Raw genomic sequence first — 13461 nt, 5'->3', positions numbered from 1 at the left:
ACAGGCTCGAATCCAAAAACAGGCAGAAGAACAACGTCTGCAAAAGCTTGCCGAGGAACAGGCTCGAATCCAAAAACAGGTAGAAGAACAACGTCTGCAAAAGCTTGCCGAGGAACAAAATCGACTCCAAAAACAGGCAGAAGAACAACGTCTGCATATCCCGTTTGAAGATCCTCTGGAAAGACGAGACGAAGAATTTACAGTATTTAAGTCTATTGAGAATAAAGGTGTTCAAAAAAGAAATGAAACCTTCATTCGAGAAAAAACACCGCAAGAACAGAGCTTTAATAAGCATCTTGAAATGCTCCTCAGTAAAGGAAGTGAGTTTAAATTACGTCGAGACAGAGTAAATAAAATGCAGCATCAGGGAACATTCCATACTCTGAATGAGGCTTATGAGGCAGTGCTAAATCTTCATCAACATTTAAAAACAAGAGGGGATGAATATTTTAGCAAACCCACAATGGATTCCTATATAAACTTTAAACAGCATTGCGATGCTCATATTAGAGATGCGCATAAAATACTGGATAAACATAGAGGATGGTCTGAGTTTTTGATCAATCTGACCCTGGGTATTTTTACTGTTGGTTTAGGTCTTGTAGTAAAGGGTGGGATTAACCTATTTTATAATAGATCGTTCTTTTATGTACATCAAACAGATTCCTCAAAAAAATTGGATGAAATTGAGGAATTGGTTAAGAGCGTAAAACCATAAACTGAGCGAATCATTTTAAAAATCAGCACTGTTCGGGGTTCAACAGTGCTGTATCTATTATGCAAGTAGAGCTACTGAGTCTGATTAAGGTTGATAAACTTCTTGTTGGATTCCGCCGACCACCCATTCTTTACTGTTGGTGAATTGATAAAAATGCCAGATTTCATCAAGAGGCGCGATTGCTTCATCGTTTTCTTTTATTGATCCAGTAAACCGAACACTGGCAATAGTAGACAGCGTTTGTTTGGATACATCAAGTAACTCAGCATTCAAAGTAATGACTTCAGTTTTATTGGGCTCATCACCGCGCTCATCAAACTGCATTTTAATTTCAGCAAAGACTTCAGGTGTAGTAAAGGTTTGAATATCCTGCAAATTTTTTGTGTCATATGCTGCTTGTAAACGTATAAAATTAACTTTGGCATTTCGTAAAAAGCTTTCTGAAACAAAGTCAACGGCATTAGAATGAAAATGAGAGCTGTTGCTACTGCTGCTGTTTGAATCAGGTTGAGCAAATTGGTTAAATGAATTGTGTCTGAATGCATTTGATTGTGAGGATTGAAATCCTGGCTGCATTCTTCTGCGTAAATAACTTACTGCAAAAAAGATCACCGAACCGAGGATTAACCAGGTCATTAGCCCATTCGCCAAACCATTACCCATGAACAGACTGGCCAAAAGTCCACCAACCAAGAGTCCTCCTAACATACCACCCCATCTGCTTTTATTGGCTTTTTGTCCCATTGAAGCAGTATTTTGTGGTTTATGCGATGAAAAAAGGCTGCTTTGTGACCGTTGCACACCAAAACTTCTACCGCCGCCAAAGCGTTTTGCAGACGCTTCATTAATGACCAGTCCAAAAGACAGTAACGCAATTAAAAAACATGAGAGGAGATTACGCATTTTATTACACCCTATTGTAGTATGAAATGTCATTATATCTGAACACAAACAAACTTGCTCGTGATCTGTGGTCACCCTATTTTTATAATTGCAATTCAATTGCTGCAGGTACATTATCAATTACTTTCGGAACCGGGAACATACCAAAAGATGAGCTTGAACCCGCAACAGGGGATGAATAAGGCTTATAATCTTTAGGAGATTCGAAATAATGTGCTATTTCAGCAAATAATCTTTGATTCAAATTGTCTTGTGGCGATTGTGATAAAAGATTTTCTAATCCAAGATTTAATTTTTTTAAATGCACTGAATTAATCCCTTTAAGCAATAGTTTATTCAGATCGCCGATTAGAGCTTGATCAGGCATCAATTGAATTAACACCCGTTCAATTACTTGATAGGTTCCGGATCGATGAAATCTATCAATAAACTGTTGTAGCTTTTCAATGGCATTTAAATAATTGAATAAGTTCTTTAAAATAGTTTCATCCATAATCGTGTAGTCATCGATTTGTGCTTTGAACTGATTGAAACAGTGTTCATATAAAGTGACATGTTTTTTAAGCGGATGATCGGTGTTTGAGAAGCTCACATCTAAATTAAATAATAAGAACAGAATATGTGTTTTTTGAATAAGTTCTGCCACGGCATGATCTTCTTGAATGCGCAGTGTTCGTATCATTTCATTGATGGCGTCCATACTGTATGGTGATTGTTTTAATGCTGGAAATCGTACAAACAGGGTTCTCAGGTGTAATTGATTTTCAGAAATTCTGGCTAATTGCATTGCTAAAGTACTTCGTGCTGCAAAATAAGGGGAGAGATCTCTTTTTTCAGATTCACTAAGCTGGTGTTCATTGAAATAGTGAATCCATTCTTCGGTTTTTTGTTGCAATAGGTCATTCCAATATCTCGCTGTTTTAAATGTACCAAGTATCTCGGTGATTTTCTCTAAGCAGTGAAATTGAGAATTAATCCGTTCAACCCATGCAGGTAATTTCTGAACTTGTTCAGCAGGATCCATGACTAAACACGAATCAAGAGTTGCTTTTAGTGAATGAACGATTGCAGAAATACTGGGTTCATGGCTCAAATTTAAAATTAAGGCCGTATTTTGGATAAATTTACTTAACTTATTACAAAATTGCTCTTGTTCGGCAGTAAGTTGAAGCGGAAGTTCATTAAGAATATTAGTAAAATAAGTACACCATTCTGCGGGCAGCTTATGCTTATTTTGTGACAGTGCTTTCTTAAATGGTTTGAGAATTTCATAATGTCGGGATATTAAACGTACGCAGGCATTATCATCGCACTCATCAATTAAATTGAATCGTAGAAGATTCAAAATATAGTGACTTCTAATTTTTATGTGATCTGGAATAGTTAATAATGTTTTAAATCGTTCCAACTCATCTGCTGAAGCCGTAGAGAGCAGTGCATGGTGTTTTGATATCCAGGACATAAGTGCCGCGGTAGGTTTATTACCTGAGAGAATATGCTCACCGATGGTTATATCCAGATTTTCTTCCAAACTGCTTTTTAATAGTTCAGCGGTAACGGTATGCGGTGTAGCCTGATATATTTCTCGAACGTCCTGCACTACTGTGGATTGATGAGCGGAAAGAGCTTCTTGAAAACTGGTTAATACTTCGTCCAAGGGAGGCGTTTCATCAGAATTAGAACCTAGTATCCGTTTAAATAGTTCCTGTAGTTTTGTTTGAATAGGCGCATCCATAATCATGGAGTAGAATAATCCTTGAAAATTGGGGTGTTCCATATCTTCGGTTAAAGCCGAAATACTTTTAAGGTTATATCTGTAGCGTGCGCCAGCGAGGGTAAATATAATCATATAAAGTGCATACAAATCCGTTTGAGAAGAATAGGTGATTGGTTGATGGTTTTGTATTGCTTTAAACATGTGGGGATCTAATGCCATTAAGTTACCCCTGGGATGTATTGTTGTGTAGTGCTCCCCTGGTAATGCCTTAGCTAATCCCATGTCTATGACGGTAATAATCCAGTCGTGATCCTTGTATTCAGCCAGGATGTTTTGCGGTTTCAGATCACGGTGAACAATACGTTTTCCCGCATGTTTCCCGGATCGGATTATTCCTTGCAACTGTTGCGGTACTTGTTCCAGTAGTGCGCAGGCCAGTTTTAAAAATGATTCAGCATCCAGTCTATTAAAATAAGACTGGAGAGGTAAACCGGGGGCGCGATTCATGTGAAGATAAGATGATGATGAACCGTTTACCAAACGGTAATAAGCACCTAACCGCGGCATATTACTGGCTAAATAGTGTTCTCTATGAGCCGCTCGAATGGAATAATTTGGCTTGTCTGGTTTATCTTTTGGTTCTTCATGATCGACATAAATTAGTTTAACAATATAGTTGCCCGTAGTATCAAAAACAGGCTGTCCGTTGTTAAAAATTATGGATTGAATGACCGGGAGAATACAACCGTAATGACCTTTGGATTCAAAAGTTAGTTCAACCACATCGAGTCGTATCGGAGGAGCATCAGACAGCACCAATGGATCGGCAACAAACTGTATCACACCATGCGTTAAGACGTATTTTATGGGTTCGCCATCTATATTGGGCAAGATATAGACTTCGTAAGGAACTAAATGTCCCGGATTTTCTCCATGAATTGAGCGCATCAATTCAACCGTGAGATTAATATTTTTTTCGAGAGTTGGATTAATGATTTGAATAGTATTGGGCATAATGCGATCGATGACCTGTGTCTAATAAAAAACAATAGTGGGCAATATTATATCACATATAGTTGGTTACAGAATCTTTAGTATATATTGGTGCATGGTGTATGTGAATCTTGAGTGGACTGACATGGTTATCTCGTAATTAAAATCTTCAGGATTTACGAAAAACGTCCATTCTCTTCGTCAAAAGAATCGGGAGCCGTCATCCCGAATGCAATGAGCGATCTCCTGAATATGGTGCGTTGCCTGCATTGGGAGATCCTTCACTACGTTCAGGATGACGGATAAAAAGACGTCATCACGAACGAGAAACGTCATCCCGAATGCAATGAGGGATCTCCTGAATATGGTGCGCTGCCTGCATTGGGAGATCCTTCACTACGTTCAGGATGACGAAACTGAGAGCCGTCATCCCGAATGTAATGAGGGATCTCCTGAATATGGTGCGGTGCCTGCATTGGGAGATCCTTCACTGCGTTCAGGGTGACGAAAAGGCCTGTTGACTTTCATCCCTTCCACTACCAGAACATGTTCTGGTTTCATTCCTATAGGCGTTGGATAGGCATGGAACACACTCAATCGTTGCGAAAGCCAACAGAATTCAGTGCAAATAAATTGCATTTCACCAGTTCGAGATTGTACAATATTCGCACAAACTCATGTTAGGAATTAAAATAATGGCTGCAACAGAACGAGATATCCGGGAACAGATGGCAAGCGGAAAACCAGTGCGACCTTCATTACTCAGGATGGCTTTCAAGGCACTTGGTGACACACCATTAACAACCCCCGGTTTTTTTAACGCAAGGATAGCACCTTGTCCTGATTTGATTAAACGCAATTTATTAGAAGATTTGCTTCACTATGCAGGTTTTGGCATGCGCACAAAGGCAGAAACTATTTTCAGGATTTATCCTTCATTATTAGTCTGGCGTGGCAAGTTAACCGATATTGCCAAAATGACTTATGAAAAAATTACAGCTTTTGAATATGCTGTTTTGGTAAAGGACTCCTATTTTGTCAGGAAGGTCGTTGACTTCCTTGAAACATATCATGGCGAGGATAAACGCGAACTAGTTACAAATCTTCTGGAACAATTTGACAGGTGTTTTAACAGGGAGCGTCTTGCCGCTGTGAATGGATTTATTGAAGCAAGCGATGCGTGGCGCGCTGCTTTCCTGACGCGAAACTGGCCCGATCGGGACCGCCACTTTGTACAGGATGTTGGTGAATCGCAGGCAAAATTCCCGGCGCATATTCTACAGGAATATTGCCATCCGACTCGCTCGTTTGAACCCACTCCGAAATTTAGTGAAGCGGAGCTTCCGGAGTGTCTGGATTTTTATAACTGTAATAACCGAGCCATGGCCTCCTTGCTGGCATATTCTCCCGGAGGGACGAGTAATTTTGCATTATTGCGAGCGGCGCGATGTGGGGGGGTGGGGGGAACCGGGGGGAATAGGGATGTGTGGGAGCGGGCAGGGCAGCAGCAGGGCGATCTCGAAATTGATTGCGTCGCGATGGACGCATTAGATAGAGCACGAACGACAGACTTGTTGGCACTCAGGGAGCGACTGGCAGCGATTCTAACTGCAGATGATTCCCTCACGCCGAATGCACCAATGCCGGGCTGTTCTTCCTCTGTACCATCATAGCATCTTGAAGCAGCCCCGCCGCAAATCCGGCGGCGGGGTTTGGCGTCCAACACGCGCTTAAAAGTCATTCCAGTAATTCCTGGTATCCCCAGTTTTCTGTTGTACCTACCCACCACCGACACCAACAATGCAAATATCCTATGATCTGGCGAGGAGAGACCGCATCTTTGACCCTTGCATCATAGGCATCATCCAGCGGTTTTAAATAAATTCCACTAGGGTGTGTTGACAATTCATCTATTTATTTCCAACGTCCCGCGACTTGTTCGCGGGATCCAGAGATCAAGTATCATTAACAAACATAATGTATTCATCAAGATCGAACTGGATCCCGCGAACAAGTCCTGAGAGATCCTCACAAAATTTAACTAGGCCAAAACCGCCTACGTACCGCGCTTTATGCGCGGTATCCAGTGCCATGTCACATTTTAATTTGAGCTTTGATGCATTGATTAAGCATCTCTGGATACCGCGCATAAAGCGCGGTACGTAGGTACTTTAGCATTTGTTATTTAAAAACATGATCTTACATTTAAATTTTGTGACCATCTCTCAGGAACAAGTCGTGGGACGTCGAAATCGAAAATGTCAACAGCCCCTAAAAAACTGTGACAGAGGTTCACGCAGAGCGATTCCATAATCGGGCTTTTTATACCCTCGTAGTGTTTCAATGGAATTGGTGATGATGTCTTCAAGCATGGTTTGAACATGCGGATCGTCATACAGGCTTTTGATATCCAGAATCATTTGCCGATGAGGAATCGATCTGTAAAAGGACTTGATATCTGCGTGTATGACATACTTCGGTTGCTTCCCTTTAATTTGTTGCATTTAGTTTTGCTCTTGATATGATGCTAGAGAGTTAACTATAGGGATATAATTTATGAATAAATTGATTAATTTAGCTGTTTTGTCGTTATCTACCTCATTGGCTTTTGCCAGCCAGGTGAGTCTCAAAGGAGAGGTTGAAGTTAATATCACTCCTAAAAATCTTAGTGGTGTTTCTAAAACACTGAAATTCAAACTACCAAAATATGAATTATCAGCGGATGCCAAATCGTATTTGCATGATCAATTATCACAATATCCCAAAAATGCTGCATCAACAGCATCTTTTGCTTCTGAATTACCCAGAAAAGTAAATGTAGGGATGCAATTAACTCCTGTTCTGGATCAAGGGTATCATGGCAGTTGTGTTACTTTTGCGGTAACTGCAGCACTGGACGCTACTTTGGGTGCAGGTGACTATATCAGTCAATTATGCAGTCTTGAATTAGGCAGTTATCTAGCTATTCATGATAAAGCTCAAGCCAGTGGGTGGAATGGTTCCTATGGATCATGGGTTCTGCAGCAAATATCTGATTACGGCATCATCAGCAAAAATTATCAAAAACTAAACGGTTGTGCCGGCGTTAGAGACTATCCATTGCAAGAAGAAACCAATGAAGGCAAGCCAATGTCTGATAGTGAGTTTTTATCCCATAGTATTCCTGTGTCCAATGTAATCAGTTGGGAAGCGTTATTACAGGACGAAGAAGCATTTTCTGCTAAAGCAGATATGAATGAGATTGTTTTTCAAATTAAAGAAGAACTGGCTAAAGGCAATCGTCTGACTGTTGGCATGTTGTTAGATGTCTACGTGGGCGATGCAGGAGCTGTTGGAACTAACCGTGCTTATAATGACACCTGGATGTTGACTCCTGAAATTGTGATGGATGCAATGAATGGAAACATTTATGCAGGTCACGAACTCGTTATCACTGGATATGATGATGATCTGGAAGTAACTGATAATGAAGGTCATGTGAACCGCGGCGTGTTTACTTTGCGTAACTCCTGGTCTAAATTAGCTGGAGATCAAGGCGATTATTATGTTACTTATGATTACGTCAAGTTCCTGGCTATGGAAGTAATGGCAGTACGTTTGAAAGCTAAAAACGCATAGAGAGTCAGTCAGTTAGAATTACAGGTTCCCCACCAAGGTGGGGAATCATCATTCATGAAGATGAATTGTTTGGATTTATTAAGCAATGACGCACGCATAACCTGTCTCAGGTTATAAATCAATAAAATACCCTTCTGTTGTTCAATTAATCAGGGCAGATAATAAAATGGATTAGGTAATTTAAATCCCTTTTCTGCGTAGCCACCCTTAATATCACTGAATTGATCACCAATAGACGCAATAATCGTATACCCTTGTTTTGTTATTGTTTCTCTTGTCTTTGATTTAAAAGGTATGATTGATGGGTATGCGTATGTATTGGGACGCAGATAGAGACCTGACCATTTTTTATAACCTGCTTTAATAAGATTAATTCGTGTGGCATTGCGCTCTGATTCATGGCGACCGGTTACGAAAAATACTTTAATATTGTTTTTTAAGGCAGTGTTATATAGATCTAACATCGGTTTTATTACAGTAGCATTTGCAGCCATAATTTCTTGATGGATTTCTTCCTTGGTGCCAACGAAATTACGTTTGAGCATTTTGTCATAATTGGACAGACTGGTTTCATCTATATCAAGTACCAGGGCCAGCTTTTTGGATGATTTATTTTGTTTATGGATTTTAGCCTGGTCAATAATGTATTGTTGAGCTTGTTGTATTTTGCTTTCCAGATCTTTGTAATAGAGGCCGGTGTCATAGTAATTTATTATTTCTTTTCTGACCAGACTCAGGTTAGGCGGCTCTGAAAATAGGGGTGTTGAAAACAACAAGGTAAGACATAAGGTAAATAAAAGTTTTGGCAATACATTGAACTGTTGTTTCATTGTCCATCCATAAATTTACAGAATGGTGCATTATATAATGATAATATTGTTTGTCAATTGCTCATGTTGGCTTTCGTTATGGCAATTATTGTAATTCCAACGGTTCTAAAATAGTCATACTCTCCATCCTAAGTTATAATGGTCAATAATTTATTATTTTTGCAATCACCATGCATTTGAAGCAACTAAAATTAGCTGGTTTTAAATCTTTTGTAGACCCTACAGTAGTTCATTTTCCCAGCCAGCTTGTAGCAGTAGTTGGTCCTAATGGCTGTGGCAAATCCAATATTATAGATGCAGTACGATGGGTCATGGGAGAGAGCTCAGCAAAAAATTTGCGTGGTGAATCCATGATCGATGTTATTTTCAATGGATCCTCAAATCGTAAATCTGTAGGTCAGGCTTCCGTCGAGTTGGTTTTTGATAACAGCCTGGGGCGTTTAACAGGACCTTTTGCCAGTTATGGAGAGATTGCTGTAAAACGGATTGTAACCCGTGATGGCGATTCATCTTATTATTTAAATGGCAGCAGATGCCGAAGAAAGGATATTACCGATATTTTTCTGGGTACAGGAGCTGGCGCAAAGGGATATTCGATTATCGGTCAGGGAACAATTTCTCGATTGATTGAGGCAAAACCTGAAGAATTAAGAGCTTTTCTTGAAGAAGCGGCAGGTGTATCAAAATATAAAGAACGACGGCGCGAAACTTTGCAGCGTATAGAACATACGCGTGAGAATTTGACGCGAGTCGCGGACATCAGAGAAGAGCTGGATAAACAATTACAACGTTTGGAACGTCAGGCTAAATCAGCTGAACGTTATACTTTACTTAAAGAAGAAGAACAATTATGCCGGGCAGAAATTCTGGCGCTCAGATGGCATGAATTAACTGAACAACAGTTAATAAAGCAACGTGAATTGCATGATTGGGCAGTCCGTTATGAAGAACAGCAAAGTGTGTTAACCGGATCAAATAAAGAACGGGCTCTGTTAAATGAACAATTACATGATGCAACTGAACAATCACAACAGATTCAGGAAACCTTTTACCAATTAGGTACTGAGATAGCTCGTCTCGAAGAAACCATACAGCAGAAAGAGCGAGATAAAAAACGTCTTGAACAGGACCGGCAGCAAATGCAGGAGGATTGGCAGATTGCTGAAGGTCAATTAAAACGAGATAAAGAAGAATTACTTAATTGCCAGCAAAACGCACAGAATCTGGAGATTGATTTACACCGACTGAAGAGTGAATTTAAAGAAAAGGACGTGCAACGGCAGAATGCCCAACAGCAGCAAAAGCAATGGGAACATCGTTGGCAAGAAGTACAAACCAATACTAATACTATAAAAAGTGAATTGAAGGTAACACAAATCAATTTGCAGCATTTGGAACAAAGACGTCATCAAACCCAGATCAGACTGGAAAAACTGGATTCAGAAAGAAATTCAATTTCCCTGGAGAACTTGCAGGAAAGTAAACACGATTTGGAACAAAAACAAATAAAATTGAAAGAAACTCAATTGTTTGATGAAGAACAATTAAGATTGGGTAATGAACAAATAAATCAACACCGTATTCATCTGCAGGAAACGGAACAGCAATTGCATCAATTGCAGGATGAATTTCATCGTTTAAATAGTGAGCATGCCGCTTTAATTGCGACTCAAAAAGCAGCAAGACAAGCCAATAAGACGAATAAGGAAGGCATTAAGGCATGGTTAGATAAATCCAGATTAATGGATATTCTCCAAGTTGAACCCCAATGGCAATCCGTTTGCGAAATGGTACTGGGAGATGCTTTGCACGCTTATGTTTTAGAGGATTTTGAGGAATTATGGCCTCAGTGGTCGGAGTGTGCCAGTTTGGGTGAAAGTATCGTAACCCTTATTGCGTCACCAGGTAATAAAAGCACACACCCTCGATTGTCTGATAAAATCAAAGGAACGGTTCCAGCCACACTCAATAATCTGCAGCATATTTATACTGCCGAGCATTTGGATGAAGCGAGGAATTGGTTGCCAGATTTGTTGGATTATGAATCTATAGTGACTGCTAATGGATTTTGGCTAGGGAAAGGTTGGGTAAAGCTGGTCAATCCTGGGGAGCAGGATGAAATGGGGCTGCTTGCTCGACAGCAAAGGATTGCTGAACTGACATTAATTGTTGAGGAATTACAGCAAAAAATTGAATCCATTCGATTGATTCGCGATCAGAGTCATGCGCAGTTACAACAGAGTTTAAATTATCTGGAAATTTATCAGTTAAATCTGAATGCTAGTAATGAAGCCTTAAGATTAAATATCTCTGCATTAACAGGAAACGAACAGGCGATACACCATGCTGAACGGCTTATGGCAAATATTGCTGCGGAAGGTGACGAGTTACTGGTTTTAGTTGAAGATTTGGCAGCAGAACAATTAGAACTTAACGAACAATTAAATCGTTTAGAACATCAATATAAAGAAGCGGAGCAATACCAACTTCAGGTTATAGAAGAAAAACAAGCCTGGCTGGATTCCGTGTCCGAGCAGAACACTCTTGTTGATGAGTTGCGTAGAATCCTGCATCAGACCGAATTGGAATACGATAGAGAAATTACAAAAATTCAGCAGGTTACAGATCGCATCAATCGTGAACAAGAGCGTCTTGATGTTTTGCAGGAACGATTGGAACATTTAGCCATGCTGTGTATGCAATCAGCTGAACCCGATGCCGTATTGCAAGAACAATTGGCTGAGCACTTAATGAAACATGGTGAAATCGAATCCCAATTAACGTTAAGTCGGGAGCGTTTGGCACAAATCAGAATGGAATTGGAAGCACTGGAAAAATCAACAATTAATCATGATCTGGAAGTAAAACGGATTCAGGATGTCATAGGACAAACTCGAATGGATGAACAGGCACTATCTGTACGTGCCAGCTCAGTTCAGGAGTCGTTGGATGAGTTAGGTTTACAAGCTCAGACTCTTTTGGAGCAAATCCCAGACGGAACGACTCAAAGTATGCGTGAAGATGAGTTAATTGCCATTACTGAGCGGATAAAACGGCTTGGGGCAATTAATCTGGCTGCGATTGAAGAGTTTGCTTCCGAGCAGCAGAGAAAACTCTATCTGGATGAACAACATGACGACTTAAGTCAGGCTTTGGCTACTTTGGAAACGGCCATTGAAAAAATGGATAAAGAAACGCGTTTACGTCTTGAAAATACTTTTGATGAGGTGAATACTTCTTTTAAAGCTCTTTTTCCTCGATTATTTGGAGGAGGAAGGGCACAGCTTGAATTAACTTGTGATAATCTGTTGGAAGCGGGCATAATCGTAATGGCTCAACCACCAGGAAAACGAAACAGTACGATTCATTTGTTATCCGGTGGTGAGAAAGCGATGACTGCTGTTGCATTGGTGTTTGCGATTTTTCAGCTGAATCCTTCACCATTTTGTATGTTAGATGAAGTGGATGCACCATTAGATGACGTAAATGTGGGGCGATTTTGCGATTTAGTGAAAGAGATGTCACAATTCGTACAATTCTTGTTTATTACACATAATAAGGTAACTATGGAATTGGCAGATCATTTAATTGGGGTGACTATGCGTGAGCCTGGGGTGTCGCGTTTGGTTGCGGTAGACGTGAAAAACGCTTTGACTATGGAGTAAATCATGCAGGCAAATTGGAGCTTAATTCTTAATGTCCTGTTGTTAATTGGCGTTATAGTAGCCATTGGACGCTTAATGAAAGCGAGAAAGCAGAGTTTAAATCCAGAGCAGTATCAACCATCGTTAGGTCCGGTTGTGAATAGTCCTTATGATGCACAACCTTATAATGATGATATTATTGCGGTGCGAAAAGTAAATAAAGACGTTTCGTTTGATTTGGCTGACGAAGAAGAACCGGAACTGCACCTATTAAAAAATCCAGCATCCAGACCTTCTCAACCTCAATTGATCCCGCAGGAAGAAATCAAGACGGATATCCCGGCGGAAAAATCAAAAGCACCTACTCCTGGAACCATAATGATGTTTTTATTGGCAAAGGAAAACAGACAATTTGCTGGATATGAGTTGTTACAAACTGTTCTTGCAGCGGGATTGCGTTTTGGTGAAGGTCATTTATTTCATCGCCATCAAAGTGCCAATGGTCAGGGGCCGGTGATTTGCAGTCTGGCCGCAGCTACTTCTACAGGGGTTTTTGATTTACAGAATATAGGCGCATTTAGTGTACGTGGGTTATGCCTGTTCATGCAAACCTCTAAAAATCCAAGTATCGACGCAGAGCGTTTTGCAATTATGCTGGAAACAGCACGACAATTGAGTGAAGGTATGGATGCTCACTTGCTTGATGATCAACGAAAACCATTGACCGATGAGCGCGTTGCCCGTTATTACAGATTATTGAATATAGATCAATTTGAAAGAGATTGTGCAACGGCCTGAGTTGTGTTGTGCGTCAGTCCATCGGTGTACTATGGATTACTCCTGTTCGTTTTTGTCGAATTCAGCATTAATGTATAGGGTGTGTTGACCATGCCGATTTCGACGTCCTGCGACTTGTTTGCAGAATCCAGTTCGATCTTGATGAAGACATAATGTTCGTTAATGATACTAAATCGCTGGATCCCGCGAACAAGTACTGAACGATCCTCACTTTTTTATACGTCATCCTCGCGAAGGCGG

The 13461-nt window shown here is 40.3% G+C and carries 10 protein-coding genes; 5 read left to right on the top strand and 5 right to left on the bottom strand.

Annotation, left to right across the window (positions count from 1 at the left end; translation table 11 throughout):
• On the top strand, positions 1-718 hold a 718-nt coding region (locus Lqua_RS18400; protein WP_202972761.1), incomplete at its 5' end, for a phage tail tape measure protein.
• 84 nt (positions 719-802) lie between these two features.
• Here the strand turns inward: Lqua_RS18400 and Lqua_RS14555 are convergent.
• The 3 genes from Lqua_RS14555 to Lqua_RS18260 all read right to left on the bottom strand — a co-directional run bounded on the left by Lqua_RS14555 (position 803) and on the right by Lqua_RS18260 (position 4970).
• On the bottom strand, positions 803-1621 hold the full coding sequence (locus Lqua_RS14555) for a Tim44 domain-containing protein (RefSeq protein ID WP_058475011.1): 819 nt from the start codon (positions 1619-1621) through the stop codon (positions 803-805).
• Positions 1622-1703: 82 nt separating this feature from the next.
• Complete coding sequence (locus tag Lqua_RS14550) at positions 1704-4352, bottom strand: protein kinase domain-containing protein (protein ID WP_058475010.1); 2649 nt, start codon at positions 4350-4352, stop codon at positions 1704-1706.
• Between the two features lie 405 nt (positions 4353-4757).
• Positions 4758-4970, bottom strand: a complete 213-nt coding sequence (locus Lqua_RS18260) for a hypothetical protein (protein WP_133141070.1) — start codon at positions 4968-4970, stop codon at positions 4758-4760.
• A 56-nt stretch (positions 4971-5026) separates the two neighbouring features.
• Here Lqua_RS18260 and Lqua_RS14545 point away from each other — a divergent pair, with 56 nt between their 5' ends.
• Entirely contained in the window at positions 5027-6004 is a 978-nt protein-coding gene (locus tag Lqua_RS14545) for a hypothetical protein (RefSeq protein ID WP_058475009.1), read from the top strand.
• A 588-nt stretch (positions 6005-6592) separates the two neighbouring features.
• Here Lqua_RS14545 and Lqua_RS14540 read toward each other — a convergent pair.
• The gene (locus Lqua_RS14540) at positions 6593-6835 is read right to left on the bottom strand and encodes an RNA-dependent RNA polymerase family protein (RefSeq protein WP_058475008.1); all 243 of its coding nucleotides are present in this window, start codon (positions 6833-6835) and stop codon (positions 6593-6595) included.
• Positions 6836-6887: 52 nt separating this feature from the next.
• Between Lqua_RS14540 and Lqua_RS14535 the strand changes: the two genes are divergently transcribed.
• Positions 6888-7949: a C1 family peptidase gene (locus tag Lqua_RS14535; protein ID WP_058475007.1), complete on the top strand. Its 1062-nt coding sequence runs from the start codon at positions 6888-6890 to the stop codon at positions 7947-7949.
• Positions 7950-8098: 149 nt separating this feature from the next.
• Here Lqua_RS14535 and Lqua_RS14530 read toward each other — a convergent pair whose 3' ends face one another.
• Entirely contained in the window at positions 8099-8779 is a 681-nt protein-coding gene (locus tag Lqua_RS14530) for an HAD family acid phosphatase (protein WP_058475006.1), read from the bottom strand.
• 170 nt (positions 8780-8949) lie between these two features.
• Here Lqua_RS14530 and smc point away from each other — a divergent pair, with 170 nt between their 5' ends.
• Positions 8950-12444 carry a chromosome segregation protein SMC gene (gene smc, locus Lqua_RS14525; protein ID WP_058475005.1) on the top strand — a complete coding sequence of 1165 codons (3495 nt, stop codon included), beginning with the start codon at positions 8950-8952 and terminating at the stop codon, positions 12442-12444.
• Positions 12445-12447: 3 nt separating this feature from the next.
• A complete protein-coding gene (locus Lqua_RS14520) occupies positions 12448-13221 on the top strand; it encodes a cell division protein ZipA C-terminal FtsZ-binding domain-containing protein (RefSeq protein WP_058475004.1) in 774 nt (257 codons plus the stop codon).
• Positions 13222-13461 lie beyond the last annotated feature (240 nt).

The sequence above is a fragment of the Legionella quateirensis genome (assembly GCF_001467955.1).
GTDB lineage: Bacteria > Pseudomonadota > Gammaproteobacteria > Legionellales > Legionellaceae > Legionella > Legionella quateirensis.
This window is presented reverse-complemented; position numbering and strand designations above follow the sequence as displayed.

What these genes read in the sequence shown, in the direction of transcription:
- Lqua_RS14555 (WP_058475011.1), bottom strand. Translation starts at nt 1,621, where the DNA reads ATGCGTAATCTCCTCTCATGTTTTTTAATTGCGTTACTGTCTTTTGGA.
- Lqua_RS14550 (WP_058475010.1), bottom strand. Translation starts at nt 4,352, where the DNA reads ATGCCCAATACTATTCAAATCATTAATCCAACTCTCGAAAAAAATATT.
- Lqua_RS18260 (WP_133141070.1), bottom strand. Translation starts at nt 4,970, where the DNA reads ATGCAATTTATTTGCACTGAATTCTGTTGGCTTTCGCAACGATTGAGT.
- Lqua_RS14545 (WP_058475009.1), top strand. Translation starts at nt 5,027, where the DNA reads ATGGCTGCAACAGAACGAGATATCCGGGAACAGATGGCAAGCGGAAAA.
- Lqua_RS14540 (WP_058475008.1), bottom strand. Translation starts at nt 6,835, where the DNA reads ATGCAACAAATTAAAGGGAAGCAACCGAAGTATGTCATACACGCAGAT.
- Lqua_RS14535 (WP_058475007.1), top strand. Translation starts at nt 6,888, where the DNA reads ATGAATAAATTGATTAATTTAGCTGTTTTGTCGTTATCTACCTCATTG.
- Lqua_RS14530 (WP_058475006.1), bottom strand. Translation starts at nt 8,779, where the DNA reads ATGAAACAACAGTTCAATGTATTGCCAAAACTTTTATTTACCTTATGT.
- smc (WP_058475005.1), top strand. Translation starts at nt 8,950, where the DNA reads ATGCATTTGAAGCAACTAAAATTAGCTGGTTTTAAATCTTTTGTAGAC.
- Lqua_RS14520 (WP_058475004.1), top strand. Translation starts at nt 12,448, where the DNA reads ATGCAGGCAAATTGGAGCTTAATTCTTAATGTCCTGTTGTTAATTGGC.